This is a genomic window from Tepidiforma thermophila (assembly GCF_002563855.1).
GTDB classification, from domain to species: domain Bacteria; phylum Chloroflexota; class Dehalococcoidia; order Tepidiformales; family Tepidiformaceae; genus Tepidiforma; species Tepidiforma thermophila.
On the sequence record NZ_PDJQ01000001.1, the window covers coordinates 2,360,059 to 2,385,837 of the forward strand.

The following is a 25,779-nucleotide window of genomic DNA, read 5'->3' on the forward strand; positions in this document are numbered from 1 at the left end:
GGACAATCGCGAGGCGATGTACCTCCTCCTCGCCCACGGCCCGAACCTGAACCTGCTCGGCGAGCGAAAGCCGGAGGTGTACGGCACGACGACGCTGGCGGACATCGAAGCGGAGGTTGCCGGCGTGGCGAATGGCCGCGGCGCGGCGGTCCTCTGCTTCCAGTCGAACCACGAAGGGGCGCTGATCGACGCGCTCCACAGCTACCGCCGGGTCGTCGACGGGGTGGTGCTGAACGCCGGGGCCTGGACCCATACGTCGGTCGCCCTGCGGGATGCCATCGAGGCGATCCAGCTGCCGGTGGTGGAGGTGCACCTTTCGAACACGCACCGGCGGGAGGCCTTCCGGCACCGGTCGCTCATCGCCGGGGTGTGCATCGGGCAGGTGACCGGGCTGGGACGCGACGGGTACCGGGTCGCCACGAATCTCCTGCTGGACTACCTCGAGGGGCGGCCGTGACGGGGCGGCTGGAGCGACTCCGGGCGCTGCTGGAACGGGAAGGGCTCGACGGGCTCCTGATTTCTGCGCCGGGCGAGGAAGGGCCGGGCTGGGAATCGCGGGCGTACCTGAGCGGATTCACGGGATCGGCGGGGGTGCTGCTGGTGACCCGCTGGGCAGCGGTGCTGGCGGTGGATTCGCGCTACTGGGAGCAGGCCGAGCAGGAGACTGCCGGGCGTGGCGTGCGGGTGCTGCGGGCGCAGGGTCCGCGGCAGGGCTGGCTCCGGGAGCTGGTTGGGGAGGCCGGGGCGGCGGGGAAGCGCATCGGGGTTTCGCCGCGCGACCTGACGTATGCGGCGTTCCTCGGGCTGACGGAGATGCTGGAGGCGCTGCCGCCGGGGGACCGGCCGGAGCTGGTGCCGGCGTTCGGGCTGGTGGAGGAGCTGCGCCGGGTGAAGGACCGGGAGGAGCTGGCGCTGCTGGAGGCGGCCATCGGCATCGCCGATCGGGCGTTTGCGCGGCTTGCCAGCGAGCTGGAGCCGGGGATGACCGAAGACGAGGCGGCTGCGCGGTTCGAGCGGTACGTGCGGGAAGAAGGCGGGAGCGGGGTCTCGTTCCCAAGCATCGTTGCGGGCGGACCGTGGAGTGCACTGCCGCACGCGCAGCCGCGCCGCGAGCCGTTCGCGTCGGGGACGCCGATCGTCATCGACGTTGGGGCGCGGTACCGCGGCTACTGCTCGGACCTGACGCGCACGGTGGTGCTGGGGGAGCCGGATGCGCGATTCCGGGAGGTGTACGAGGTTGTGCGGGCAGCGCAGGCAGCGGCGATCGCGGGGGTCGAGCCGGGGATGCGCGGCGCGGATGCGCAAGAGCTGGCGCACCGCGTGATCCGGGAGGCGGGCTACGGCGAGCAGTTCGGGCATGGGCTCGGGCACGGCGTCGGGCTGGCGGTGCACGAAGACCCGTATCTTGGTCCGTCATCGGACCATGTTCTCGAAGAGGGAATGGTGTTTACCATTGAACCCGGCATCTACCTGCCCGGCTGGGGCGGGGTGCGCATCGAAGATATCGTCGTGCTCGAGGATGGCCGCGCGCGCGTCCTGAGCCACGCACCGAAACTGAACCTTGAGGGGGACTGACGCATGATTTCGACAGGGGAGCTGAAGAAGGGCGCGACCATCGAGCTCGACGGGAAGCTGTATTCGATCCTGGACTACGCGCACATCAAGATGGGGCGCGGGTCGGCGCAGGTGCGCATTAAGTTCCGGGACGTGCGGAGCGGGGCGATCATCGAGCAGACGTTCCAGGCGGGGACGAAGTTCCAGCGGGCGCGGGTCGAGCGCCGGGAGATGCAGTACCTGTACAACGACGGCGAGTTCTTCTACTTCATGAACACCGAGACGTTTGAGCAGATCCCGGTGGCGGCCGACAAGGTTGGGGACGCGGCGAAGTACCTGAAGGAGAACGACACCTGCGAGCTGGTGCTCTACGGCGACGAGGTGATCGGGGTGGAGCTGCCGATCACGGTGGAGCTGCTGGTGACCGACACGGAGCCGGGCTTCAAGGGGGACACGGCGACGGGCGGCACGAAGCCGGCGACGCTGGAGACCGGCCTGGTGGTTCAGGTCCCGCTGTTCGTGGAGCCAGGGACGAAGATCCGGGTGAACACGGAGACCGGGCAGTACATCGAGCGGGTGCAGTAGGGTGCCGGGGCCGGCTGCTCGCCAGCGGGCGTGCGGCGGCGTAGCCTTGTCGGACGATGGGACCGACTGACCAGGTACTGCCAGTTTCGGCAGTCGTGAGCTTCCTGCGGGAGTACGTGGAAGCCAGCGAGCTGCTCTCCGACCTCTGGATCACCGGCGAGGTTTCGAACTATTCGCAGAGCCAGCTGGGGCACCGGTATTTCACGCTGCGTGACGCGAAGGCGGCGATCCGGTGCGTGATGTTCCGAGACCGGATGCCGCGGGGCTTCCAGCTGCAGGACGGCGACCGGATCATCGCGCACGGCCGGATCACGGTGTACATCCAGCGGGGCGAGCTGCAGTTCGATTGCGATTTCGCCCGGCCGGAGGGAGTGGGGGCGCTGGCGGCGAAGCTGGAGGAGCTGCGGCTCCGGCTGGAAGCCGAGGGGCTGTTCGACCCGGCGCGGAAGCGGCCGCTGCCGCGGTTTCCGATGCGGATCGGGCTCGTGACCTCGCCGGGGGGTGCGGCGCTGCACGATGTGCAGTTTGTGCTGCGCAAACGGTGGCCGCTGGCGACGCTGGTGTTCGCCCCGGCGATGGTCCAGGGCGAGCTGGCGCCCGGGCAGGTCGTCGCCGCGCTGCGGCGGCTGGCCGCCGAACCGGACCTGGACGTAATTCTCGTGGTGCGGGGCGGCGGCGCATCGGAGGACCTGCACGCCTTCAACGACGAGCGGGTGGCGCGGGCGATCTACGCGTCACCGTACCCGGTGGTGACGGGCGTCGGGCACGAAACCGACGTGACGATTGCGGACCTCGTTGCGGACGTGCGGGCAGCGACGCCGAGCGCAGCAGCCGAACGGGCCACGCCGGACATCGTGGCGGTGCGGCGAAACCTGGAGGTGCTCGACCGGGCGATGGCCTCGGCGGTGCGGCAGACGGCGGCGGGGCTGGCGGCCGACGTCGAGGCCGCGGCCGGGCGGCTGCGGCGGAGCGCACCCCGCGTCGCGGAGCTCCAGGCTGCTGTCCAGGCGCTGGCGCGGGACATGGAGGGCTGCATCGAGCGGCAGCTCCAGCGGGAGCGGGCGCGGTTCGAGACGATGGCGGCCCGGCTGGCAGCGCTCGACCCGATGGCGACGCTCCGGCGGGGGTTTGCGATTGTGCAGCGCGAGGGCGGCCGGCAGCCGGTGGTCTCGTCGGTGCGGGGAGTCCGCGCGGGCGACCGGCTGCGGGTCGCGGTGAGCGACGGGGCATTCTGGACGGAGGTGCGGTGATGCCGAGCGAGGCGAGCGAGAGCTTCGAGGCGCTGTATGCGCAGCTCGAGGAGCACGCGCGGCGGCTGGAACAGGGGAACCTGCCGCTGGAGGAGTCGCTGAAGCTGTACGAAGAGGGCGCGGCGCTGGTGGACCGGCTGCGGGCGCTGCTCGAGGGTGCGGAGCTGAAGCTGCAGCATATCCAGCAGCGGCTGGAGGCGGACGAGGGCAGGCTGATGGAGATCGAGGAGGACTACGAGGCGGACGGCGACGATGTCGAGTTCTGACCGGCTGCGGATCGCCTGGCTGACGTCCGGGCGCGGCCCCGGCTCGTACGGGGCGCTGGCATACCTGTTCGATGCGATCGGGCGGGGGCTGCCGGTGAACGTGGCGGTCGTCTTCGTGAACCGGGCCAGGGGCGAGGCCGAGCCAACGGATCGGCTCATCGCGATGGCGGAGGCGCATGGGGCGCCGGTGGAGCTGCTCTCCTCGGTGGCGTTCCGGAAGGAGCGCGGCGGAAAGGTCGGGAGGCCGGGCGAACCGCTCCAGCCGTGGCGGTACGAGTACGACGCCGAGGTCGCGCGGCGGCTGTCGCGGTACCGCTTCGACCTCGGAGTGATGTTCGGCTACATGCTCATTGCGACGGAACCGCTCTACGGGCGCTTCACGTTCCTGAACGACCACCCGGCGCTCCCGGACGGGCCGGTGGGGACGTACCAGGAGGTGATTGCCGAACTGATCCGGTCGGGTGCGGAGGAGTCGGGCTGCATGATGAACGTGGTGACGGGCGACGTGGACCGGGGGCCGGCGGTGAGCTTCTGCCGGTACGCCATCCGGGATGCGGCGAACGCGGCGCTCTGGGCAGAGCTTCCGCCGGAGCGGGCCGCAGGGATGGCTCTCGAGGCGGTGATGGCGACCCCGCTCTACGCAGACATCCGGGCGCGCGGGGTTGCGCGCGAACGGCCGTTCCTGGTCGAGACGCTGCGTGCCATCGCGGAGGGTCGGCTGGCGGTGCCCCCGCCGGAACCGGTCGACCTGACGGCGGAGGTCGAGCGGGCGCTCGCGGCGGAGCCCTCGGCCGTATACTGAGCGCCATGACCGCGATCACTGCAGCCTGCCCGGATTGCAACGCGCACTATGAGCCTTCGGACAACTACTGCCGCAACTGCGGCATGTACCTCGCTGCCCTGCGGGAGGTGGCCGTAGCACCGGCGGCGCCGGCTGTGCCGGCGCGGTACGAGCGGGAGCGGGCGTCGCTTCCGGCGCCGGTGAAGAAGGCGGTCACAGCCGTCGCGATCGGCACTGCGCTCCAGGTCGGGATGAGCCTGACCGGGAAGTACCTGGCGCGGCAGGCCGCGAAGCAGGCGGTGAACGCGGTCCGGGCGAAACCGAAGGGGCGGACAGCGCGGCAGAAGCCGGCCGAGGCGGCGCAGCAGGCTGTGCCGGTGGACGAGTACGCGGACGCAGCGGCGGTCAGCGAGACGGTAATCATCCGGCGGGTGTGGATCCGTCGCCCCTGAGCCCGGACGTCAGCTGACGAGGGTGCGAAGTTCGCGCGCGGCTTCGCGGACGCGGCGCGGGGCGGTGCCGCCGGGGATATCCCGTGCGTCGAGGGCGGATTCGACGGTGATGGCGAGGACATCGGGCTCGAAGAGCGGGCTGGCGGCCCGGTAGACCTCGAACGGGAGCTCGTTCAGCTCGCAGCCACGGGACTCAGCCTCGCGGACGAGGCCGCCGACGACGGCGTGGGCCTGGCGGAAGGGCATGCCCTTCTTCACGAGGTAGTCTGCGATATCAGTTGCGAGGGCGTAGCCCTGGCCGGCGGCTTCGTGCATGCGGGCGAGGTCGAACTGGAGGGCGGGCAGCATCGCAGCGAAGACCTGGAGGGTGGGAATGAGGGTGCGCCCCGCGGCGAGGTAGTAGGCCTTGTCTTCCTGGAGGTCGCGGTTGTAGGCGAGCGGCAGGCCTTTCAGCGTGGCGAGGATGCCGGTCAGCTCGCCGATGAGGCGGCCGGCGCGGCCGCGGGCGAGCTCGGCGACATCGGCGTTCTTCTTCTGGGGCATGATGCTGGAGCCGGTGGCGAAGGCGTCGGGGAGGCGGACGAAGGCGTATTCGCTGCTGGCCCAGAGGATGATCTCTTCGGCAAGGCGGGAGATGTGGACCTGCGTCATGGCGCAGGCGAAGCAGAACTCCGCGACGAAGTCGCGGTCGGCGGTGGCGTCGATGGAGTTGCGGGAGATGGCGTCGAAGCCGAGCTCGCGGGCGACCATCTCGCGGTCGAGGGGATACGGCGCGCCGGCGAGGGCACCGGAGCCGAGGGGCATGACGTTGACCCGGCGGCGGCAATCGAGGAAGCGGTCGCGGTCGCGGAGGAGCATTTCACCGTAGGCGAGGAGGTGGTGGCCGAGCGTGATGGGCTGTGCCCGCTGGACGTGGGTGTAGCCGGGCATTGGGTCGGCGGCGTGGCGCTCGGCGAGCTCGCAGATGACGAGGATGAGCTCACGGAGCGCGGCAGCGGCGTCGTCGCAGAGGGCGCGGACGGCCATGCGGTTGACGAGGGCGACCTGGTCGTTGCGGGAGCGGGCGGTGTGGAGGCGGCCGGCCGGGTCGCCGATGAGGTCGCGGAGAGCGGCTTCGATGTGGGTATGGATGTCTTCGAGTTCTGGATTCCAGGGGATTTCGCCGCGGCGGAACTTTTCGCGGACGGTTTCGAGGCCGGCGATGATGGCGTCGGCATCGGCGGCGGGGATGATGCCCTGGCGCCCAAGCATGCGGGCGTGGGCGATGGAGCCGGCGATATCGAACTCCCAGAGGTCGCGGTCCATGCCGGCGGTGTACTCGCGGGTGAGTTCGTGCATGCCGCCAGTGAAGCGGCCGCCCCAGGTTCGGCCTTCAGCGGACACGGGCGGCCTCCGCGAGGAGCGACCAGTCGAGCAGTTCGCTGACGCGGTCGAAGGTGAAGTCGGGGACGACGCCGTCGGCGTCGGCGGCGGAGCGTTTCCATGCAGCGGGCATGCCGAGGCGCTGGGCCCCGGCGATATCTTCGGCGAGGGAGTTGCCGACCATCACGGCCTCGGCCGGGGCGAGCCCGAGCGCATCGAGGGCCGCACGGAAGAGGCTCGGGTGGGGTTTGAGATAGCCGACTTCGACGGAGACGGCGATGACGTCCCAGTCAATATCGAGGCCGGCCTCGCGGAGGTCGGCGCGGAAGCGTTCACCGCCGAAGGCGCGGTTGGTGACGATACCGAGGCGGAAGCCGCGTTCGCGGAGCGCCTTGAGGGTTGGGCGGGCATCGGGGTAGGCGACTTTGCCGCCTTCGGCCCCGGACACGTAGATGGCGTCGAGGAACTCAGCTGCAGCGGCACGGTCGAGCGGCACGCCGAGGGCGGCGGCCGCATCAGCGGCGACCCGGGGGTAATCGGGTTCGATGAGGTCGCCGGCGCGGGCCGCGCGCATGGCGGCTTCTATGGCATCCCAGCAGGCGCGGGCGAGGGCGGCCGGGTCGGCTGCAGGGAGTCCGCGGGCGCGAAGGAAGGCGGCCGCGCGCTCGGCGGCGCGGCGGCGGAATTCGGCGGGCGGCGGCGCCCCGGCGGCGTGCCAGAGGGTATCGCCGACATCGAAGAGGACCGCACGGACTGGCATCGTTCGGGGCGACCTCGCGGCGGCTGCCGTGAGCTGATGATGGCAGAGGATGGGCCAACGGGACACCGGCGATCGCAGAGCGTTTACCGGCAAAGGGAGGAGCACGGGTAGAATGGAAGGATGCGACTTCGCCCTGCGCGGACGTTCATCGTCGAACCGAATCTGCCGGGGCCGCTGGAGCCCCTGCGGAAACTCTCCCGGAACCTGTACTGGACGTGGAATACGGACGCCGCCGCGCTGTTCGAACGGATCGACCGGGAGCTCTGGCGGGCGACGGACCACAACCCGGTGCGGCTGCTGCAGCTTGTCACGCCGGAGCGGCTGCATGAGCTGGCGGAGGATGCCGGGTTCCTGGAACACCAGCGGCGGGTGGCGGAGGCGCTCGAGGCGTACCTGAAGCGGCCTCCGATCCTGACAGTCGAGGGGCTGGATCGGGGGGACGTCATCGCCTACTTCTCGCTGGAGTTTGCGCTGGCGGAGTGCCTGCCGAACTACTCGGGCGGGCTCGGGGTGCTGGCCGGCGACCACCTGAAGTCGGCGAGCGACCTCGGGCTGCCGCTGGTCGGCGTGGGGCTGTTCTACCACGAGGGGTATTTCCGGCAGGAGATCTCGCCGGACGGGTGGCAGCAGGAGGTGTATCTCGACCTCGACCCGGCAACGCTGCCGATGCAGCACGTGCTCGGAGCGGATGGCAAGCCCGTCGAGGTCAGCATCCCGTTCGACGGCCGGGACGTATGGGCGCAGGCGTGGCGGATCGACGTCGGTAAGACGCCGCTGTATGTGCTTTCGACGAATATCGAACGGAATGCGCCGCCGGACCGGGAGATTACGGCGCGGCTGTACGGGGGTGACAACGAGACGCGCATTCAGCAGGAGATGGTGCTGGGGATCGGCGGGGTGCGCCTGCTGCAGGCGCTGGGGATCGAGCCGGCCGTCTGCCATATGAATGAGGGGCACTCGGCGCTGCTGGGCGTGGAGCGCATCCGGGCGGCGATGGAGCAGTTCGGGGCGACGTTTGCAGAAGCGCGGCTGCCGGTGACGGGGGCAACGGTGTTTACGACGCACACGGCGGTGGCGGCGGGCATCGACCTGTTTCCCCCGGACCTTGTGCGGCGGTACCTTGCGCACACCTGGCAGCGGCTCGGGCTCGACGACCGCGCCTTCCTCGACCTCGGGCGGACGCGCCCGGGGGACGACGGGGAGCCGTTCTCGATGGCGGTGCTGGGGCTGAACCTGAGCGGCTACCGGAACGGCGTATCGAAACTGCACCGGGGCGTTTCGCAGCGGCTCTGGGAGACGGCGTGGCCGAATTTGCCGCGCGAACTCGTGCCAATTGACGCCATCACCAACGGGGTGCACCTGCCGACGTGGGTGTCGCACGAGATGGGCGAACTGTTCGACCGGTACGTGGGCCCGGCGTGGCGGGACGACCCGGAGCGTGCGAACTGGATGGCGGTGTACGACATCCCGGACGAGGAGCTGTGGCGGGTGCACGAAGGCCAGCGCCAGCAGCTCGTTTTGCGGGCAAAGCAGCAGCATACGGAGGACCTGCTCCGGCGGGGCCTGCCGGCGCGGGAAATTGAAGGCGGGCGGACGCTGGACCCCGGGGCGCTGACGATTGGGTTTGCGCGGCGGTTTGCGGGCTATAAGCGGGCGACGCTGCTGCTGCGGGACCTCGACCGGCTGGCGCGGATTCTTGGGAATGCAGAGCGGCCGGTGCAGGTGCTGTTTTCGGGGAAGGCCCACCCCCGGGACGACGGCGCGAAGGCGCTCATTCGCGAGGTGGTGCAGGCGAGCCGCTCGCCGGAGTTCCGGGGCAGGCTGCTGCTGCTGGAGCGGTACGACGTGGAGCTGGGACGCCTGCTGGTGGCCGGCTCCGATGTGTGGCTGAACACGCCGCTGCGGCCGCTGGAGGCGAGCGGGACGAGCGGGATGAAGGCGTGCGCGAACGGTGTGCTGCACATGAGCGTGCTGGACGGCTGGTGGTGGGAGGCGTACCGGCCGGGCACCGGCTGGGCGATCGGGCGGAACCGGGTGGACGACGACCCGGAGGCGCAGGACGCCTTCGACGCGGAGTCGCTCTACGGGCTGCTCGAGGACGAGGTCATCCCGCTGTTCTACGACCGCGACGCGCAGGGCGTGCCGCGGGAATGGGTGCGCCGGATGAAGGCCACGATCGTGACGTACGCGCCGCGCTTCAGCACGAACCGGATGGTTTCGGATTACGCGACGCGGGCGTATGCACCGGCGGCAGCGGCCTGGCACGCGCTGCGGGCGAACGGGCTGGAGCGGGCCCGCGAGGTAGCGGCATGGCTCGAGCGCGTGCGGGCCGGCTGGAACGCGGTGAAGGTGTACGCGGTGGAGGATGACGGCAGCGAGGTGCGGCCGGCGGGCGCGCCGGTGCGGGTGCGGGTGCAGCTGTACCCTGGCCCCCTCCAGCCGACAGACCTGAAGGTCGATATTGTGTACGGGCGCACCGGCGCGGGCCGGGAGCTGCAGATCGAGGCCGAGGCGCCGCTTGCTTTCCTTTCGCAGCAGGAGGACCGCCTGTGCCGCTACGAGGGCAGCTTCGCCCCGGACTCGGGCGGGCGGGTCGGCTACGCGGTGCGGGTGACGCCTTGCCACCCACACCTGCCCCCGGTGATCTGCACCGGGCTTGCGCACTGGGCTTGAGGAAGGAGCCGCGATGATCTGCTGGGCGCTGCTGCTGCATTTCTACCAGCCGCCGACGCAAACGCATGACGTGCTCGTCAAGGTGGCGGAGGAGTCGTACCGGCCGCTCATCAGGGTATTGCGAGCGCATGAGAACGCGCGGGTGGCGGTCAACCTCCAGGGCGTGTTGACGGACCTGCTGCTGGAGCACGGGCTCGGCGACGTCGTTGCCGGGCTGCGGGAGCTGGCGGAGGCCGGGCGGGTGGAGTTCGTCGGGAGCGGGAAGTACCACCCGATCCTGCCGCTCATCCCGGAGGCGGAGCGGAAGCGGCAGATCCAGGAGAACGCGAGGACGAACCGCGCCGCGCTTGGCCGGGCCTGGAATCCGCGGGGGTTCTTCCCGCCGGAGATGTGCTATTCGCGGGAGATTCTGCCGGCTATCAACGCAAGCGGCCACGAGTGGGTGATTGTCAGCGGGGTGGCCTGCCCGGTCGACTGGCCAACGGACGTGATTTGCCGCGTGCCGGTGAACGGCAACCACCTGCGCGTGCTGTTCCGCGATGACATCCGGAGCAACCGCATCTCGTTCCGGGAGACCAACCCGGAGGCGTTTTTGCGGGACCTGGCCGGTGTGGGGGGCGGCAAGGATGCCTACGTGGTGACCGCTATGGACGCGGAGACCTACGGGCACCACATCCGGGACTGGGAGCGGGAGTTCCTCGGGGCGACGCTTGAGCTGCTCGCCGCGAACGGGAACGGCGTGCAGATGGTCTTCCCGAGCGAGCTGCTCGAGCTGTTCCCCGACGGGCCGGTGATTGAGCCGTACGCATCGAGCTGGAGCACGAGCCGGGACGACCTGGCGGCACACAACCCGTTCCCGCTGTGGAAGTCGCCGGGGAACCGGCTGCATGAGCTGCAGTGGGAGTATGTGGACCACTGCCTTGACCTGGTGGCGGTCGCGCGGCGGTACGCGACGACGGCGGAGGCGAAGGAGTTTGCGGCGGCCGCGTATGAGCGGCTCGGGCCGGCGCTGCACAGCTGCCAGTTCTGGTGGGCGAGCCGGCGGCCGATGTGGAGCATCCCGATGATCTACCGGGGGTTCCTGCTGCTGAACCAGGTGGCGACGTACGCTGCGCATGCGATCGCGGTCGGCGACGCTTCGGAGCCGGTGAAGCGGGAGGCGCGGTGGCGGCTGGCGGCGGCGAACGAGACGCGCCTCGAGCTGGAACGGGAGCTCATCGGGAGCAGGGCACCGTGAGGATCCTGTTCGCTTCGGCGGAGGTCGACCCGTTCGCGAAGGTCGGCGGACTGGCGGACGTGGCGGCATCGCTGCCGCAGCGGCTGAAGGAGATCGGGCACGACGTGCGGGTGGTGACACCGTGCCATGCCTCCGGGAAGGCGGCGCACGCAGCGTCGCGGCAGCACCGTCTGCTGACGGTGCAGAGCCCCGGCAAACCGCGGGATGTCGACATTGCGACGGTCGAGGGGATTGGCGGGGTGCCGGTCGAGCTGGTCGCCGACGAGCACTACTTCCTGCGGCCGAACGTGTACGGGGAGCCGGATGACCTGCTCCGGTACCAGTTCTTCTGCCGGGTCATCATCGAGATGCTGCGGGCGGACGAGTGGGTGCCGGACATTCTTCACCTGAACGACTGGCACACGGCGCCGCTGGCGTTCGGGCTGCGGAACCAGGCCTGGTCGAACCCGCGGCTGCGCGGGGTGGCGAGCGTGTTTACGATTCACAACCTGCGCTACCGGGGACCGGATGAGCTGAACGACTTCCTGGCGCAGGCGATTTACTATGCCGACGTTGTGACGACCGTGAGCCCGACGTATGCGCGCGAGATTCTGACGCGGGAGTACGGCGAAGGGCTCGAGGCGCTGCTCGGGCTGCGGGGCAATGCGCTGCTGGGCATCCTGAACGGGCTGAACTACGACCTGTTCAACCCGCGGACGGACCCGCACGTGCGCCACCACTACGACCTTGCCACGGTGGAGCAGCGCTGGCCGAACCGCGATGCCCTGCGCGAGGAGCTCGGCCTGCCGAAAACGGACGGCCCGATTGCGGCGATGGTGACCCGGCTGACCGAGCAGAAGGGCGTGGACCTGGCGATTCAGATTGTGCCGGAGATGGTGCTGGCGGGCGGGCAGTTCGTGGTCCTGGGGGATGGCGACGCCTGGCTGAAGGAGGAGCTGCGGCGGCTGGCTGCGGAGTACCCCGACCATGTCCGGCTGGCGCCTCGGCATGACCCCGGGCTCGCCCAGCGGATTTATGCCGGGTGCGACCTCTTCCTGATGCCCTCACGGTACGAGCCGTGCGGGCTGGGGCAGCTGATTGCGATGCGATACGGTGCGGTGCCAGTCGGGCGCCGCACGGGCGGGCTGGCAGATACGATTCTCGACCTCGACGAGCACCCGGAGACGGGGACTGGGTTCCTTTTCGACGAATTCAGCCAGTTTGCGCTTGCTTCGGCGTACGAGCGGGCGGTGCGGGCGTTCCGGGAGCCGGAGACGTGGCTGCGGCTGCAACGGAACGGGATGAGCCGCGACTATTCGTGGCGGGCCTCGGCGACCTACTACATTGAGGCGTATACGCAGGCCCTGCGGGCGCGAGGGATTGTCCCGCTGGAGTAGGGGCCGGGGCAGGCTGCCGTGCTATTCTCCCGGGGATGATGAACATCGAGCGGGTCGAATGATGGACGGGGGCGAGGTCCGGGTCCACATCGTCGGGCTGGGGCCGGGCGACGCCGGGCTGCTCACGCGTGATGCGGAGCGCCTGCTGGGGTCGGGGCTTCCGGTCATTCTGCGGACGCGGCACCACCCGACCGTCGCGGCGCTGACGTTCGCGGGGCGCGTGACGGACTGCGACGACCTGTACGCGACGGGCGGGCGGTTCGAGGAGGTGTATGCCGCGGTCGCGGAGCGGGTGGTTGGGGCAGCGGAGGTGGGGCCGGTGGTGTTTGCGGTGCCGGGGCACCCGCTGGTTGCCGAGCAGAGCGTGCAGGCGGTGCTCGCGCTGGCGGCGGAGCGCGGACTGGGGGTGCGGGTGTACCCGGGGGTGAGCTTTGTGGACGCGGCGCTCCCGGCGCTGGGCATCGACGGCGCCGACCTGCAGGTGTGCGATGCCCACGCGGTGCGGGTCGACACGTGGCGGCCGGCGCTCATCGGGCAGGTGTACAGCCGTGACATCGCGTCGGAGCTGAAGCTGCGCCTGCTGGAGTGGTACCCCGCAGACCACCGGGTGCGGGTCTGTTCGCGGCTGGGGACGGAGGCAGCGAGGGTGGAGGAGCTGCCGCTGGCGGAGCTGGACCACCGGCCGTTCGGCTACCTCGACGCGGTGTTCGTGCCGCCGCTGGAGCCTGTGGACGACGTGCGGCGCTTCGACGGGCTGGAGTACGTCGTGCGGCGGCTGCATGCGCCCGACGGGTGCCCGTGGGACCGGGAGCAGACCCACGCGACGCTCCGGCCACACCTGCTCGAGGAGGCGTACGAGGCGCTGGAGGCGATCGACCGGGGCGACCCCGCGGCGCTGGAAGAGGAGCTGGGCGACCTTCTGTTGCAGGTGCTGATGCACGCTGCCGTGGCGGAGCGGGAGGGGGAGTTCGTGCTCGGCGACGTGTTTGAGCAGATCACGCGGAAACTGGTGCGGCGGCACCCGCACGTATTCGGGGAGGAGGAGGCGCACACTGCGGAGGAGGTGTACCGCAACTGGGAGGCCCTCAAGCAGGCCGAGAAGCCGCGGACCTCCATCCTCGATGGTGTGCCGCGCACGCTGCCGGCGCTGGCGGCGTCCCAGGCGATCCAGGGGCGGGCGCGGCGGGTAGGGTTCGACTGGCCGGATATCGACGGACCGCTGGAGAAGCTGCGGGAGGAGATCGGGGAGCTGGCCCGGGCGGGTGACGGCGCCGCCCGCGAGGAGGAGTTCGGCGACATCCTCTTCACGCTGGTGAACATCGCCGATCGGCTGGGCGTGAACGCCGAGCAGGCGCTGCGAGGCGCCAACGAGAAGTTCCGGGAGCGGTTCGGCGCGGTCGAGCGGCTGGCGGCGGCACGGGGGCTGGACCTGCGGGAGCTCGACCTCGAAGCGCTCGATCGGCTGTGGGAGGAGGCGAAGGCCGGCGGCGGGGCGTTGTGAAGCGGGGGCCGGCCGCGTAGGCTGGTGTGTTGCAAGTGGCAACCTACGGGAGGCAGGCGATGACGCAGGCGAAGGAATCGGTGATTACGCTCGAGCGATTCAAGCGGGGGAAGACGTTCTGGGAGTACCTGGACTCGGGCATCCGGAACCGGGAGCTGTTCCTGGAGAATTACGAGAACACGAAGCTGACGCCGGAGCAGGAAGCGGCGCTGAAGGAGCTGGCGGCGCGGCCGGACGGCCCGCACCACATCGTGGTGATCGGCGAGGACTGGTGCCCGGATGTGTACCGGGGCACGGGGGTGGCGCAGCGGATGGCGGAGGCGATGGGCGCGGAGCTGCGGTTCTTCGAGCGCGACCAGAACAAGGACATGATGGCCGAGTACCTGAAGGACGGCGAGTTCGAGTCGATCCCGGTCTTTATCTTTTATGACAAAGACCACCGGGAGATCGCCCATTTCATCGAGCGGCCGCAGCTGGCCAACGAGCAGCTGCATCTGACGCGCGATGTCATCGGCGACACGTCGCCGGAGGGGATCGCGAAGCAGCTCGGGCACGAGCCCTCGGAGGAGGAGCTGAAGGCGGCGCGCGCAGCGGCCCGGGAGCGGTACCTGGCCTGGCAGAAGGGCGAGATCTGGGCCGGCTGGCGGGTGGCGACGGTCGACGAGTGCATCGAGCTGCTCCGATCGAAGCTGGGCGGCTGAGCGCGCCGGCCGCCAAACGGGTGGCCGGGGCGGCACTTGTCGCGCCGGCGGTAAGCCGGTGAAATGCGGCGGTGTCAACGATGGAGCGGGAACCACGACGTGGTGGAGGGCGGGCGTGGCTCGCCCTCCTGCTCTTTGGGGTGCTGGTGGCCGGGTATCTCGGCGCGCTCCGGGCGACGATTGGGGTCACGGAGGTCCATTCGGACCGGGATGCAGCGACCCGGGACCAGGTGTACCTGGTGCTCCACGGGGGGCTGCTGCTCATCGCCTCGGTCTCGGGGTTTGCTGCCGGGCGGTGGATCAACGGGCTGGGGCTGGCCTGGGCGACGCTGCTGGTGATTGCGCTGGCGGTGGCGATGGTGGCGGTGCAGGTGGCGTCGTTTGAGCTTGCCTGCTCGGCCGGCCAGAACGGGCTGGTTCGGCACTGGCACTGTTGATGCCGGCTGCGCGGGGCGGCCTGCGCGGAGGCGGTCGGGCAGCCGGCCAGTTGAGCAGCTTACTGGCGGGCGGGCTCCGCGGGCGGTAGCGTAAGCGGAGTGAACCCGGCAACCAGTGCAGCGGAGGCGATGGAGGGCTGGGAGCTTGCGCTCCTGGCACTGGCCCGCGGGGAGGGCGGTACCGCGCTGGCCGGGCAGGCCCGCGGCGCACACGCCCCTGGCGACCTGGATGCCGCCTTCGCGCGGTGCGCGGCGGTCACGAAAGAGCACAGCCGGACGTTCTACACGGCCACGCGGCTGCTGCCGGCCGAGAAGCGGCGCGCCGTGCGGGCGCTGTACGCCTTTTGCCGGGTTGCCGACGATATCGTTGACGAGCCGGGCGAGGAGCGGGAGGCCCGGCTCAGACAGTGGGGGCAGGCAGGGACGGGTGCGGCGCCGGCGGGAGACGACCCGGTCCTGCAAGCCTGGGCTGCCACGCGCGATGCGTACGGCATCCCGGCGCACTTTGCCGGGCAGCTCGTGGATGCCCTGGCGGATGACCTCGGCCACCGGGGGTACGACACCTTCGACGAGCTGGCCCGTTACTGCTACGGGGTGGCGTCGACCGTCGGCCTGATGTCCATGCGGATTATCGGCTGGTCGGGCGACCCTTCGCTCTACGCGATTCGGCTGGGCGTGGCGATGCAGCTGACGAACATCCTGCGGGACGTGGCGGAGGACTGGCGCAACGGCCGGGTGTACCTGCCGCGGGAGGACCTGGAACGGTTCGGCGTGACGGATGACCAGATTGGGGCCGGGAGAGTGGATGACCGCTGGCGGGCGCTGATGCAGTTCCAGGTGGCGCGAGCGCGCCGGCTGTACACCGGGGCGCGGCCGGGCGTTGGGCTGCTCCATCGCGACGGGCGGCTGGCGGTAACGGCGGCGCTCGAGCTGTATTCGCGGATCCTCGACGAGATTGAACGCCGGGATTATGACGTGTTCACGGGCCGGGCGAGCGTGCCCGGGTGGCGACGGGTTGCCCTGCTGCCGCTGGTCGCGTGGCGCGCGTACCGGGCGAAGCCGCCGAAAGGAGCAGAAGCGTGACGCGCACGGTGGTGATCGGCAGCGGCTTCGGGGGGCTGGCGGCGGCGGTCCGGATGGCCGCCCGGGGCGACGCCGTCACGCTGGTGGAGAAGCAGCCGAAAGCGGGCGGGCGGGCTGCTCCGGTCGAGGTGGACGGGTTCCGCTTCGACGGCGGCCCGACGGTGATCACGGCGCCATTTCTCTTCGAGGAGCTGTTCGAGCTGGCGGGCCGGCGGTTCGAGGACTACGCGACGCTGCTGCCGGTCGACCCGTTCTACCGGATCTTCGACGCCCGCGGGCGGTGGTTCGAGTACAACGGGAACTTCGACGATGTGGCCCGGCAGATAGAGCGGTGGAACCCGGCAGACATCGAGGGGTATCGGCGGTTTCTTGAGGCGAGCCGTGCGATTTTCCAAAAAGGGTTCGTGGAGCTGGCGGATGCGCCGTTCCTGCACGTGACCGACATGCTCAAGGTGGCGCCGGACCTGCTGCGGCTGCAGTCGTACCGGTCCGTGTACGGCTTTGTTTCGAAGTACATCCAAGACCCGTTTTTGCGGCGGTGCTTTACGTTCCACCCGCTGCTGATCGGCGGGAACCCGTTCGTGGCCTCGTCGATTTACGCGATGATCCATCACCTCGAGCGCGAGTGGGGCGTTTGGTACGCGAAAGGGGGGACCGGGGCGCTGGTTGATGCGCTGGTGCGGCTGCTCCAGGAGCTTGGCGGCGAGGTGCGGCTGGGGTGCGAGGTGACGCGCATCCGCGTGCGGGGGCGCCGGGCAACCGCGGTGGAGCTGGCGGACGGGGACGTGCTGGAAGCCGACCGCGTGATCTGCAACGGGGACGTCCCGCAGGCGTACCTCTCGCTCATCGACCCGGAACACCGGAGCTGGCGGAATTCGGACCTTCGCTACCGGAAGCTGACGGCGTACAGCATGTCGCTGTTTGTGGTGTATTTCGGGACGGACCGGCTCTACCGCGATACGCCGCTGGTGCACCACAACATCATCCTGAGCGAGCGGTACAAGGGGCTGATCCGGGACATCTTCCGGGCGAAGGGGCTGCCGCGGGACTTCTCGCTGTACGTGCATGTGCCGACGATAACTGACCCGAGCGGGGCGCCCCCAGGGCACGAGGCGTTCTACGCGCTTTCACCGGTGCCGCACCTTGGTTCTCCGACCGACTGGGAGCGGATGGCGCCGAAGTACCGCGAGCTGATTCTCGAATTCCTCGAACGGGAGTACCTGCCGGGGCTGCGGAGCCACATCGTTGCGGAGCACACGGTCGACCCGCGGCACTTCCGCGACAACCTGAATACCTACCTCGGGACGGGGTTCAGTGTGCAGCCGACGCTCTGGCAGTCGGCGTGGTTCCGGCCGCATAACCGGTCGGAGGACATCGACAACCTCTATTTCGTCGGCGCGGGGACGCACCCGGGCGCGGGCGTGCCGGGGGTAATGTCGTCGGCGAAGGTTGTCGAACGGATTATCGCGGAGGAGGAGGGGTGGCAGGCCTGAGTTGCACGAGGACGCGGAGGGCTCGACGCTGAGCGGCATGGCAGAGACGCAGCCGGCCGCGGCGGACCTGCCGCGGACCGACCAGCTTTCGCCGCGGGACGGCTTCCGCGCCCTCTGGACACTGCGGCACGGGACTGCAGGGCTGTATGAGGCGCTGGAGGTTGCGCGGAGGGGATTGGGGCCGGTGTTCGAGCTGGGCTTCGGACGGTTCCGGCCGGTGGTCGTGGCCTCCCCGGGCGGGCTGCGGGAGGCGCTGGTCGAGCAGAGGGAGGCTTTTTCGTGGCGGCCGGAGGGCGACCCGGTGGCCCGGCTGTTCCGGCGGAGCATCCTCGTGACGGACGGGGAGGAGCACGACCGGGCGCGCCAGGCGATGGCGCCGGCGTTTGAGCCGGCGCGGCTGCGGGAGCAGGCCGGGGCAATCCTGGCGATTGTCGACGAGGAGGTGCGGCGGTGGCCCGCGGAGGGATGGATTGAGCCGGTCGAGGCGATGCGGCGGATTGCGTGGCGGGTATTCGAGCAGGTGTTCTTCGGCTACCGGCTCGGGCAGGAAGAGCTGGAGGCGACGCTGCCCGGGCTCCACGCGGCGCTGCGCTACATCGGGCCGGGGCTGTGGGTGCTGCGAGGGCGGGCCGGGGCGCCGCCGCGCAGGGCCGCCCTGCTGGAGGAGCATGTCCGGCGGGTGATCGCGTGGCGTGGGGAGCACGGCGAGCCCGGCGCGACGCTCCTCGACCTGCTGCTGGCGGAGTTCGCTACCGAACGGGTGCGTGACCACGCGCTGACGATGCTGATCGCGGGGCACGATACCAGCACGGCGCAGCTTTCGTGGGCACTCCATCTGCTGGCGCGGCACCCGGAATGGCTGGCGCGGGCGACGCGCGAGGCGCGGGCGGCGCCGGCCGGGGAGGGGCTCGCGGCACTCAGGGGTGACGGGCTGCCGGTCATCGATGCGGTGTTGAAAGAGGTGCTGCGGCTCTGGCCGCCGATTCACGTTGGGGGCCGGCGGACAGTGCGGGAGGTGGAGATCGACGGCTACCGGCTGGCTGCCGGGCAGCGGGTGATGCTCTCGTACCTGCTGGTCCAGCGGGACCCGGCAACATGGGCGCGGGCAGACGTGTTCGACCCGGGGCGGTGGCTGGACGGGGGAGCGCCGGGCCCGTTTACGTATGTGCCATTCGGCGGAGGCCCGCGGAACTGCATCGGCGCAGGGTTCGCGAACCTGGAGGGGCGGCTCGTCCTGGCACGCATCCTTCAGCTGGTCGACGTTGCGGTGACACGGCGCCCGCTGCGGGGGGCGATGGGCGCGACGCTGGAGCCTCGGGGCGGGCGGCTGAAGGTGCGGCGGCGATGACGTACGGGGCGTTCCTGGGGCTGTTCCTGCTGCCGCCGATCGCGGTGCTGCTGGCCGCGCATCTCCGGCGGCCGGCAACGGTGCCGCGGCGGGAACTGGCGGGCGGCATCGCGCTGCTGGCGGTGGTCGCGGTGGCGTACACGACGCCGTGGGACAACTACCTGGTGGCCTCGGGAGCGTGGACGTACCCGGAGGAGCGGACCTGGGGTATCCGGCTGGGGTGGGTGCCGCTGGAGGAGTACTGTTTCTTCGTGCTGCAGACGGTGATGACGGGACTGTGGGTGGGACTGCTGCTGCGCCGGCCGGGGCCCGCCGGCAGCAATCCTGCCGGCAGCGGCGCGGGGCTTCGCTGGACAGGGGCGGGGGCGCTGCTGGCGGTGGCGCTGGGCGGCGGCGTTGCGCTTGCGGGACCGGAGTCGCTCCAGTATCTCGGCCTCATCCTGGCGTGGGCGGCACCACCGCTGGCGCTGCAGGCGGGGTTCGGTGCCGAAATCCTGGCGCGGCGGTGGAGGGTCGTCCTGCCGGGGTTCGGCGTGCCCACGCTCTACCTCGCGGCGGCCGACACCATCGCGATCAGGGACGGGATTTGGCATATCACGGAAGCGACATCGACGGAGATCTTCCTGCCGGGCGGGCTGCCGGTTGAAGAGTTTGTGTTTTTCCTGGTCACGAACATGCTCGTGACGTGGGGGCTGACGCTGCTGCTGGTGAGCGAGGGCCGGGGGCGCGCACGGGCGATGCTGGCTGGCATGCGCGGCGGATCTCCGGAGGCGCGCGGGGCATGAGGGGAGGGTGGGTCCTCGCCGGGTACGCGCTGGGAGCGCTCCCATTTGCGGCATGGGCGGCGCGGCTGCGCGGCGCGGATATCCGGGCAGTGGGCGACGGCAACCCGGGAGCGGCGAACGTTTGGAAGGGCAGCGGCCGGCTGGCCGGGGCGGCGGTGGCGGTTGCCGACTGGGCGAAAGCGGCAGCCCCGGTGGCGCTGGCGCTGCGCCGGGGGCCCGGGGAACGGAGCTGGTGTCAGCGGCCCTGGCGCCGATTATCGGGCACCGGACGAGCCCGCTCCTGGGCGGCCGCGGAGGCAAGGGGCTGGCTGCGACCTTTGGCGCGTGGACGGCCCTGGGCGGGCCGTGGGCGGCAGTGACCTACGGGGCTGCGCTGGCGATCGGGTTCGGGGTGTTGCGGCTGCGCGAAGGGTGGGCGGTGCTGGCGGGAGCACCGGCATTGCTGGGAGCAGCGCTGATCAATCGGCCGGGGCGGCGCGCGGAGTCGATTGCTGCATGGGTGCTAACCACGGCCTCGCTGGCGTGGGCGTACCGGGCGCGGTTCGGCTGGCCGCCCGTGCGGGAGCGATGATCGCCCGGGCTGGAAGGTACGTGCTTCGCCTGGCGGCGCGGGCGCTGCGGGACGACCGCGGGGTGCTGGCGTATCTCGCCGGGGTGTGTGCGAACGCGGCCTGGAATTTGCGGAACACGCCAGTGCTTGCCGATGGGAGCCGCCCGGAGCGGTGGCGACCGGCGGTTGCGGTGCTGGTGCCGGCTCGCAACGAGGAACGTGGGATCGAGCGGTGCGTTCGCTCGCTGCTGGCGCAGGAGTGGGAGGCGCTGCGCGTGATCGTTATCGACGACGGGTCGACCGACGGAACGGCGGACGTCCTCGCGCGGATCCAGCAGGAGGACGGACGGCTGACCGTGCTTCGCGGGAGCCCGCTGCCCGACGGGTGGCTGGGGAAACCGTGGGCCTGCGCCCAGCTGGCAGAGGCCGCAGCCGATGCGGAGCTGCTCGTCTTCGCGGACGCGGACACGTGGCACGGGCCGGGCATGCTCGCAGCAGTCGCGGCGGTGATGGAGCGGCAGCGGCTGGACATGCTTTCGGTGGTGCCGCGGCAGGAGCTGGGCGGGATGTGGGAGCGGTGGACGGTGCCTATCATCCCGTGGGCGCTGATGACCCACCTCTCGCCGGCTGCAGCGCAGCGGTTCGGGCTGGCACTGGCGGCGGGGGCGGTCGGGCAGGTGCTCGCGTTTCGGCGGGAGGCGTACGAGCGGCTTGGCGGCCACAGGGCTGTCCGGGGCGAGGCGGCCGAGGACGTCGCGTTCGCACGGGGCGCAACGCGGATGGGTCTGCGCTGGCGGGTGGCGTCGGGCCGCGAGGTGAGCGCGTGCCGGATGTACCAGGGCCGGAGCGAGGCGCTGGCGGGACTGGAGAAGAACCTGTTCCCGGCGATGGGCGGGCGGACGGTGCCCTACGTGCTGGCCTGGACCTGGCTGCTGCGAGCGTTCACCTGGCCGGCGCTCGCACTGGTTAGCGGCGGATTGGCCGGGCGGAGACGGGCCACAGCGGCGGCGGGCGCCGAGCTCATCCTCGGGGCGGCCACGTGGCTGGCCGTCGCGCGGAAGTTCGGGCTGCCGCTGCGGCTGGCGGCCGAGGGACCGGTGGTCGTGGCTGCGGGAGCGTTTGCAGCCGCGCGGTCGCTGGCGGCGTGGCGTACGGGCAGGGCGGCGTGGAAGGGGCGGCGGCTGGCGGGGTAGCGGGTGCGGTCAGTCGGTCCGTTCGGCGAGGACGACCGTGCGGAAGGCGTACTCGCCTTCGTTCGCCGGGCCGCTGCAGGTCATGAGGACAACGCTCTCGCGGCCCTCGAGGCCGCGGAGGATGGCGCCCATATCGATGGCAGCGAGGGGGTAGTCTACGACGGAGACGACGCGGTAGGCGTGAATCGAGCCGTCGGTGAGGGTGACCTCGACGCGGTCGCCGGGGCGGAGCGCGGTGAGGCGGGCGAAGACCCCGGGGCGGCCAAGGTATTCGAAGTGTGCAGCGAAGAAGGTGCTGCCGCCGGTGCCGGGCAGAGCGGTGTACGCCGGGTTCCAGCCGACGGTGACGATGTCCTGGGGGACATCGAGCCGGCCGTAGGCATCGAGGCCGAAGCGGCGGACGGGAGCGCTGTCGATGCCGATGGCCGGGATGGCGAGCGTTGCGATATCGACCGGGCCGGGCGGCGGGGGCGGGACCGGCTCGCCGGCATCTTTGCCGTAGCGTTCGACGGCGCGCTCAACAGCGGCGATGAACCGGTCATCGACCCGGTCGGGAAGGCCGGTGAGGGGATCGCGGCCGATGTAACGCAGCGCGGCTGCGAAGGGGGGCGCATCTGGAGGTTCAGCCGTTGCGGGCCAGGCGGGAGGGTGCACGCCGGCAGTGAGCGCCGTCAAGAGGACGAAGGCAGCAGCGCACGCGGCCCGGGGCACCACAAGGAGGAGTCTACCCGGGGTGCGGCGGCGGAGCGTCGAGGCATGCCGTGCGGGCTCATTCAGTGGTCAAGATTTGTGGCTTGCCGACGGTAACCTTTTGGTGGTACGGTCGTTGTTACCTTCCAGAAGGCGACATGACGCCGCAGGAGACGATGATGACCAAGAAGACGATTTTGAGCTCGCCGCGTCATGATGTTCGCACGAGTGGACTTCTGACCTAGTATTCCGCAACGGCAACACGGCAGAGCGCCGTACCGCCAGCGGTACGGCGCTTTTCTTTCTCATTCAAAGCGGACTGATCCGTCTCAGCCTTTTCTCCACCATGAGGTGGAATAGCTCACGGTGCAGTGGTCTGCATCGGACAGTGCTGCCAAGTTCTGCGGGCAGGAGGGGCGTAGTGTTGCATCCAATACTCGGCAATTCCGTTGAAGAGACAGCCTGGGTGACAGGGAAGCCGCTCGGAGACTGGCTTGTTCGTCAGCCGGGTTTCATCCACCGGGTCGCCCTGGCGGCGATCCGGCGGGGGGAGCGGTCACGCCGGCTCCGGCTCCGGTGGCGGCCACGACGCGCCGGCGGCGATCGGCGCCAGCGGGCATCGGCAGATGCGAAAGGATGGTGACAGTGATGTTCCAGTATCCATTTGAGCCGCGTGGGCATGGGCTTGCAGCGACGCACGACGGGCGGCTGTTCGCGACGGGGCTGCCGGAGCCGGCGTGGCTGCGGCGGCGGTTCGAACAGGCGGAGGCCCTGAAGGGCGGCGGCTCCGCAGCAGACCAGGGCGCCCCTGCGCAGGCAACGGCGGGGCGCTGGGCACGGCTGCGGTCGGTGTTCGGCGTCCGCTGACGCGCGTGAGTGCGGTGCGTGTTCGTTCCGCGCCGCCGGGAGCTCTCCTGGCGGGGGCGCCGGTTCCTTTCCGGCGGTGTGGCGAGGCTCAGGCCTGGACGGCCTGCTCCAGCCGGCCGTTGATGTGCTTGCGGATAAAGGTGGCCTGGCGGAGGTGTTCGAGGTAGTTGTCGACCTGGGCCTTGCGGAGCTCCCGCAGCTTCTCGCGGCCGCGGGCGATGTTGTCGACACTGCCGCCGAGGAGGATCGCGAGGGGTTCGCTGACGGCAGGAACAAGCCACTCTTTGCCCATGCGGGATTCGGCTTTGTTGAAGTAGAGGTTCTGCTCGTCGCGGCGGTCGGGGAGCTTGAAGAGCATGTGCTTCAGCCGCTCGATGTGGTAGTCGAGCATGCGCTTACGGTCGCGGGCGACGAGGCGATAGAGGTCGCGCTCGAGCTGGTTCTGGGCGAAGGCGTCGCCGTGGGAGAAGAGGGTGTAGAGCATGCTGTCCTGGACGAAGAGGATGGCAGCGAGTTCGGGGAAGGTGCGGGCCTCGCGGGCGACGCGGGAGAAGTCGGTCGGCGCCTGGAGGCCGAGGCCACCGCCGTTGGCGAGGGCGCGCTTGCGGAAGGCCTCGCTGTGGCGGGCGAGGTCGTAGATCACCGTGGAGAGGAAGAGCTTGAGTTCGAGGAAGCCGTAGGAGATTTCGGGGAGCCAGCCTGACCACAGGGCGCCGGCGACGTAGGCGCGCTCGGACTGCTCGGTCATGAACTGGCAGACGGCGCGCTCGATGTCGTGCGGGAGGGGCTCGAGGCTGTTCCAGTTGAGGTCGGTGGCAGAGACCCAGCGGTCCCGGATGGCTTCTTCGTAGAGGGGGATGCAGCAGTCGGCCCAGACGAGGGCTTTTTCGAAGATGGTGTACCCCATGTCTTCGACGACGGGGTTGGGGTAGGAACCGCGGGCGATTTCGGAGCGGTTGGTCCAAACGTCGGGGACGTCGCCGTAGGTGCCGATCATGAGGTCGGCGATGGTGAGACCCATGGCGGGGTCTTTGGGGCGTGCGCGGATGCCCCACTCGGTGGGGACGTGCATCCAGGAGAGGTCGCGGGGGATGGCGGCCTGGCCGCCCTGGAGGAATTCTTTGGCGCGCTTCCCGTCGACGCCGCCGCGGAGGGCCTGCCAGATGACCTGGAGGCTGTGGCCCTTGGCGAGGGCGAGTTCGATGAGGCCCTCTTCCCAGCCGAGTTCACGGACACGGTCGCGGGCTTCCTGGGGGATCTCGACCTGGGCGGCCTGGGCGGCGCGGGCGAGGGCTTCTCCGGTCGACATGGGGGTACCTCCGGGCGGGCTTGGAAGGGCGGGGCAGGCCGCCCCGCTGGGATGGACAGGCGATGGGCCGGGGTTAGGCCGGGTCGAGGAACTGGGCCATGAGCGGTCCGAGGCGCTGGCGGCGGTCGCCGAGGCCGGCGACGGTGAGGCGGTGGACGTACTCGTTGATCTGCCGTTTGCGGAGGAGGAGGAACTTCTGAAGGCCTTCGTCGAACTTATCGACGCCGCCCCCGAGGAGGATGCAGAGGGCTTCGAAGACGGGCGGGAAGGTGACGTCACCGGAGCCGCCGCCGGCTGCGTCGCCTTCGGCCTTATCGAGGTAGTGGTGGATTTCTTCGCGGCGCTCCGGTTCGGTGTCGAGCACGTACTTGAGGTGCATGACGCCGAAGGCGAGGTGGCGGGACTCGTCCTGGGCGCTCATGCGGAAGATGCGCTTGTCGGCCTCAGTCTGGCCGATGAGTTCGCCCATGCGGAACATGGACTGGACGAAGCCTTCGGCCTGGACGTGCATGAGGACGGACATTTCGGTGAAGTCGCGGGCCTCGATGAGGGTGCGGAGGCCGAGGCCGGCGCCCTGGGCGAGGAGGCCGCCGCCGTTGGCAAGCGCGCGCTTGCGGAAGACGTCGGTGTGGCGGGCCTCGTCCATGATCTGGGTCATGAGGAAGAGGCCGGCTTCGAAGTCCTGGGCGGAGACGAACGGCATCCACTGGCCGGGGACGTCGCCGGCGATGAACTCGACTTCGGTGAGCATGGTGGCGAGCTGGCACATGGCGCGCTCGAGCTCGTCGGGCAGGGGCTCGAGGGTATCCCAGGGGATGTCGCGGGCGGAGCTCCACTGGCGCTGGGTGGCCTCTTCGTAGAGCATGAGGCAGTTTTCGGCCCAGACGTCGGCCTTGGACTGGTAGTTGGGGCCGAAGCGCTGGGCGCCGGGGCGCGGGATGGCGCCGCGCATCCGGTAGGTCATGTCGCCGGCTCCGCGGGCGGTATCGGCGTAGCGGCCGAGGTTGATTTCTTTGAGGGTGAGGCCCTTTTTGCCGGGCTCGGCGGAGGTGGCGTCCTCGTAGAGGTTGAGCCAGGACAGGTCGAGGCTGGATTCGGTGGCGGGATTGGCTGCCATGGGGGTCTCCTGGGGCCGGCGTCTATGCTCGCGATAGCCTACATCTTGGTGTGCAGGGGCGGAAGGGCCGGAATTACCGGCGGGTAAATTTGGTCGAGGCGAAGCTTCGAAACCGGGGCGCAGGTGGACTGGCGTCACCTCTTATCAACCGGGACGCGGCTGCCGATACCTGTGGTAGAAACCGGGAGGACACGAGCATGACCAGGATGGAGAAAGCCTGTCCCTTTACGGCAGCGACGCGTGCAGCCCACTGCGAGCGGTGCTGGACGGCGCACGGCGGGGTGCCGCCGTGTGTGGCGGCGTACCTCGGCGGCAACCCGGCGGCCGAGGGCGTGATCCGGCTGGAGGTCCTGGAGCGCGCTGCGACCAGGCGGGCGGCCTAGGGGCGCCCAGGAAGCGAGGGCCGCAG

26 protein-coding genes and 1 pseudogene are annotated in these 25,779 nt (G+C 70.2%); 22 read left to right on the forward strand and 5 right to left on the reverse strand.

Annotation, left to right across the window (positions count from 1 at the left end):
- The first annotated feature begins 16 nt into the window (after nt 1–16).
- Genes aroQ through A9A59_RS11550 form a run of 7 tightly spaced genes read left to right on the forward strand, consistent with a single transcriptional unit; the run spans nt 17 to nt 4,888 of the window.
- The gene (gene aroQ, locus A9A59_RS11520; RefSeq protein ID WP_098504885.1) at nt 17–457 is read left to right on the forward strand and encodes a type II 3-dehydroquinate dehydratase; all 441 of its coding nucleotides are present in this window, start codon (nt 17–19) and stop codon (nt 455–457) included.
- Nucleotides 454–1,575: a M24 family metallopeptidase gene (locus A9A59_RS11525; protein WP_165772693.1), complete on the forward strand. Its 1,122-nt coding sequence runs from the start codon at nt 454–456 to the stop codon at nt 1,573–1,575. The genes aroQ and A9A59_RS11525 overlap by 4 nt, the downstream gene beginning before the upstream one ends.
- 3 nt (nt 1,576–1,578) lie before the next feature.
- Nucleotides 1,579–2,139 carry an elongation factor P gene (gene efp / locus A9A59_RS11530; protein WP_098504402.1) on the forward strand — a complete coding sequence of 187 codons (561 nt, stop codon included), beginning with the start codon at nt 1,579–1,581 and terminating at the stop codon, nt 2,137–2,139.
- Nucleotides 2,140–2,195: 56 nt separating this feature from the next.
- Nucleotides 2,196–3,389, forward strand: a complete 1,194-nt coding sequence (gene xseA, locus A9A59_RS11535; RefSeq protein WP_098504403.1) for an exodeoxyribonuclease VII large subunit — start codon at nt 2,196–2,198, stop codon at nt 3,387–3,389.
- Nucleotides 3,389–3,655: an exodeoxyribonuclease VII small subunit gene (gene xseB / locus A9A59_RS11540; protein ID WP_098504404.1), complete on the forward strand. Its 267-nt coding sequence runs from the start codon at nt 3,389–3,391 to the stop codon at nt 3,653–3,655. Before xseA ends, xseB begins: the two co-directional genes overlap by 1 nt.
- A complete protein-coding gene (locus A9A59_RS11545; RefSeq protein ID WP_098504405.1) occupies nt 3,642–4,457 on the forward strand; it encodes a formyltransferase family protein in 816 nt (271 codons plus the stop codon). Before xseB ends, A9A59_RS11545 begins: the two co-directional genes overlap by 14 nt.
- A gap of 5 nt (nt 4,458–4,462) precedes the next feature.
- Nucleotides 4,463–4,888, forward strand: coding sequence for a zinc ribbon domain-containing protein (locus tag A9A59_RS11550; RefSeq protein ID WP_098504406.1), 426 nt, complete (start codon nt 4,463–4,465; stop codon nt 4,886–4,888).
- A 9-nt stretch (nt 4,889–4,897) separates the two neighbouring features.
- Here A9A59_RS11550 and argH read toward each other — a convergent pair whose 3' ends face one another.
- Nucleotides 4,898–6,271: an argininosuccinate lyase gene (gene argH, locus A9A59_RS11555; protein WP_278286894.1), complete on the reverse strand. Its 1,374-nt coding sequence runs from the start codon at nt 6,269–6,271 to the stop codon at nt 4,898–4,900.
- The gene (locus A9A59_RS11560) at nt 6,261–7,010 is read right to left on the reverse strand and encodes an HAD family hydrolase (RefSeq protein WP_098504408.1); all 750 of its coding nucleotides are present in this window, start codon (nt 7,008–7,010) and stop codon (nt 6,261–6,263) included. Before A9A59_RS11560 ends, argH begins: the two co-directional genes overlap by 11 nt.
- 120 nt (nt 7,011–7,130) lie before the next feature.
- Here A9A59_RS11560 and glgP point away from each other — a divergent pair, with 120 nt between their 5' ends.
- The 13 genes and pseudogenes from glgP (at nt 7,131) to A9A59_RS11625 (ending at nt 21,387) form a co-directional block, all read left to right on the forward strand.
- Entirely contained in the window at nt 7,131–9,683 is a 2,553-nt protein-coding gene (gene glgP / locus A9A59_RS11565; protein ID WP_098504409.1) for an alpha-glucan family phosphorylase, read from the forward strand.
- 13 nt (nt 9,684–9,696) lie between these two features.
- On the forward strand, nt 9,697–10,920 hold the full coding sequence (locus A9A59_RS11570; RefSeq protein WP_098504886.1) for a hypothetical protein: 1,224 nt from the start codon (nt 9,697–9,699) through the stop codon (nt 10,918–10,920).
- On the forward strand, nt 10,917–12,296 hold the full coding sequence (locus A9A59_RS11575; protein ID WP_165772694.1) for a glycogen synthase: 1,380 nt from the start codon (nt 10,917–10,919) through the stop codon (nt 12,294–12,296). Before A9A59_RS11570 ends, A9A59_RS11575 begins: the two co-directional genes overlap by 4 nt.
- A gap of 58 nt (nt 12,297–12,354) precedes the next feature.
- Nucleotides 12,355–13,797 carry a nucleoside triphosphate pyrophosphohydrolase gene (gene mazG, locus A9A59_RS11580; protein WP_098504411.1) on the forward strand — a complete coding sequence of 481 codons (1,443 nt, stop codon included), beginning with the start codon at nt 12,355–12,357 and terminating at the stop codon, nt 13,795–13,797.
- Nucleotides 13,798–13,856: 59 nt separating this feature from the next.
- A complete protein-coding gene (locus A9A59_RS11585) occupies nt 13,857–14,498 on the forward strand; it encodes a thioredoxin family protein (protein WP_133117607.1) in 642 nt (213 codons plus the stop codon).
- 80 nt (nt 14,499–14,578) lie between these two features.
- Complete coding sequence (locus tag A9A59_RS11590; RefSeq protein WP_133117608.1) at nt 14,579–14,935, forward strand: hypothetical protein; 357 nt, start codon at nt 14,579–14,581, stop codon at nt 14,933–14,935.
- Nucleotides 14,936–15,034: 99 nt separating this feature from the next.
- Complete coding sequence (locus A9A59_RS11595; protein WP_098504414.1) at nt 15,035–16,018, forward strand: phytoene/squalene synthase family protein; 984 nt, start codon at nt 15,035–15,037, stop codon at nt 16,016–16,018.
- Nucleotides 16,015–17,511, forward strand: coding sequence for a phytoene desaturase (locus A9A59_RS11600; protein ID WP_098504415.1), 1,497 nt, complete (start codon nt 16,015–16,017; stop codon nt 17,509–17,511). Before A9A59_RS11595 ends, A9A59_RS11600 begins: the two co-directional genes overlap by 4 nt.
- A 37-nt stretch (nt 17,512–17,548) precedes the next feature.
- Nucleotides 17,549–18,859: a cytochrome P450 gene (locus A9A59_RS11605; RefSeq protein WP_098504416.1), complete on the forward strand. Its 1,311-nt coding sequence runs from the start codon at nt 17,549–17,551 to the stop codon at nt 18,857–18,859.
- The gene (locus A9A59_RS11610) at nt 18,856–19,644 is read left to right on the forward strand and encodes a lycopene cyclase domain-containing protein (protein WP_098504417.1); all 789 of its coding nucleotides are present in this window, start codon (nt 18,856–18,858) and stop codon (nt 19,642–19,644) included. Before A9A59_RS11605 ends, A9A59_RS11610 begins: the two co-directional genes overlap by 4 nt.
- Nucleotides 19,641–19,838, forward strand: a pseudogene (locus A9A59_RS14485) (glycerol-3-phosphate acyltransferase); the annotation flags it as partial. The gene A9A59_RS11610 and the pseudogene A9A59_RS14485, both read left to right, overlap by 4 nt.
- Nucleotides 19,839–19,876: 38 nt before the next feature.
- On the forward strand, nt 19,877–20,215 hold the full coding sequence (locus A9A59_RS14350; RefSeq protein WP_278286895.1) for a glycerol-3-phosphate acyltransferase: 339 nt from the start codon (nt 19,877–19,879) through the stop codon (nt 20,213–20,215).
- Between the two features lie 20 nt (nt 20,216–20,235).
- Complete coding sequence (locus A9A59_RS11625; protein ID WP_165772695.1) at nt 20,236–21,387, forward strand: glycosyltransferase family 2 protein; 1,152 nt, start codon at nt 20,236–20,238, stop codon at nt 21,385–21,387.
- 9 nt (nt 21,388–21,396) lie between these two features.
- Here A9A59_RS11625 and A9A59_RS11630 read toward each other — a convergent pair whose 3' ends face one another.
- Nucleotides 21,397–22,101, reverse strand: a complete 705-nt coding sequence (locus A9A59_RS11630; RefSeq protein ID WP_165772696.1) for a class F sortase — start codon at nt 22,099–22,101, stop codon at nt 21,397–21,399.
- A gap of 624 nt (nt 22,102–22,725) precedes the next feature.
- On the opposite strand from A9A59_RS11630, the gene A9A59_RS11635 reads away from it, so the two are divergent.
- On the forward strand, nt 22,726–22,944 hold the full coding sequence (locus A9A59_RS11635) for a hypothetical protein (RefSeq protein WP_098504421.1): 219 nt from the start codon (nt 22,726–22,728) through the stop codon (nt 22,942–22,944).
- 88 nt (nt 22,945–23,032) lie between these two features.
- Here the strand turns inward: A9A59_RS11635 and A9A59_RS11640 are convergent, their stop codons facing one another.
- Both A9A59_RS11640 and A9A59_RS11645 read right to left on the reverse strand, forming a co-directional pair.
- Complete coding sequence (locus A9A59_RS11640) at nt 23,033–24,253, reverse strand: hypothetical protein (protein WP_098504422.1); 1,221 nt, start codon at nt 24,251–24,253, stop codon at nt 23,033–23,035.
- Between the two features lie 73 nt (nt 24,254–24,326).
- Complete coding sequence (locus A9A59_RS11645) at nt 24,327–25,370, reverse strand: ferritin family protein (protein WP_098504423.1); 1,044 nt, start codon at nt 25,368–25,370, stop codon at nt 24,327–24,329.
- Between the two features lie 197 nt (nt 25,371–25,567).
- Here A9A59_RS11645 and A9A59_RS13785 point away from each other — a divergent pair, with 197 nt between their 5' ends.
- Nucleotides 25,568–25,753: a hypothetical protein gene (locus A9A59_RS13785; protein WP_133117610.1), complete on the forward strand. Its 186-nt coding sequence runs from the start codon at nt 25,568–25,570 to the stop codon at nt 25,751–25,753.
- Nucleotides 25,754–25,779 lie beyond the last annotated feature (26 nt).

Bases quoted from the DNA above. Each gene is read 5' to 3' on its own strand.
- A9A59_RS11550 (WP_098504406.1), top strand. From the start codon at position 4,463: ATGACCGCGATCACTGCAGCCTGCCCGGATTGCAACGCGCACTATGAG.
- A9A59_RS11570 (WP_098504886.1), top strand. From the start codon at position 9,697: ATGATCTGCTGGGCGCTGCTGCTGCATTTCTACCAGCCGCCGACGCAA.
- A9A59_RS11640 (WP_098504422.1), bottom strand. From the start codon at position 24,253: ATGTCGACCGGAGAAGCCCTCGCCCGCGCCGCCCAGGCCGCCCAGGTC.
- A9A59_RS11545 (WP_098504405.1), top strand. From the start codon at position 3,642: ATGTCGAGTTCTGACCGGCTGCGGATCGCCTGGCTGACGTCCGGGCGC.
- A9A59_RS11605 (WP_098504416.1), top strand. From the start codon at position 17,549: ATGGCAGAGACGCAGCCGGCCGCGGCGGACCTGCCGCGGACCGACCAG.
- xseB (WP_098504404.1), top strand. From the start codon at position 3,389: ATGCCGAGCGAGGCGAGCGAGAGCTTCGAGGCGCTGTATGCGCAGCTC.
- A9A59_RS11645 (WP_098504423.1), bottom strand. From the start codon at position 25,370: ATGGCAGCCAATCCCGCCACCGAATCCAGCCTCGACCTGTCCTGGCTC.
- A9A59_RS11585 (WP_133117607.1), top strand. From the start codon at position 13,857: ATGACGCAGGCGAAGGAATCGGTGATTACGCTCGAGCGATTCAAGCGG.
- mazG (WP_098504411.1), top strand. From the start codon at position 12,355: ATGATGGACGGGGGCGAGGTCCGGGTCCACATCGTCGGGCTGGGGCCG.
- efp (WP_098504402.1), top strand. From the start codon at position 1,579: ATGATTTCGACAGGGGAGCTGAAGAAGGGCGCGACCATCGAGCTCGAC.
- aroQ (WP_098504885.1), top strand. From the start codon at position 17: ATGTACCTCCTCCTCGCCCACGGCCCGAACCTGAACCTGCTCGGCGAG.
- A9A59_RS11610 (WP_098504417.1), top strand. From the start codon at position 18,856: ATGACGTACGGGGCGTTCCTGGGGCTGTTCCTGCTGCCGCCGATCGCG.
- glgP (WP_098504409.1), top strand. From the start codon at position 7,131: ATGCGACTTCGCCCTGCGCGGACGTTCATCGTCGAACCGAATCTGCCG.
- A9A59_RS11560 (WP_098504408.1), bottom strand. From the start codon at position 7,010: ATGCCAGTCCGTGCGGTCCTCTTCGATGTCGGCGATACCCTCTGGCAC.
- A9A59_RS13785 (WP_133117610.1), top strand. From the start codon at position 25,568: ATGACCAGGATGGAGAAAGCCTGTCCCTTTACGGCAGCGACGCGTGCA.
- A9A59_RS11590 (WP_133117608.1), top strand. From the start codon at position 14,579: ATGGAGCGGGAACCACGACGTGGTGGAGGGCGGGCGTGGCTCGCCCTC.
- xseA (WP_098504403.1), top strand. From the start codon at position 2,196: ATGGGACCGACTGACCAGGTACTGCCAGTTTCGGCAGTCGTGAGCTTC.
- A9A59_RS11635 (WP_098504421.1), top strand. From the start codon at position 22,726: ATGTTCCAGTATCCATTTGAGCCGCGTGGGCATGGGCTTGCAGCGACG.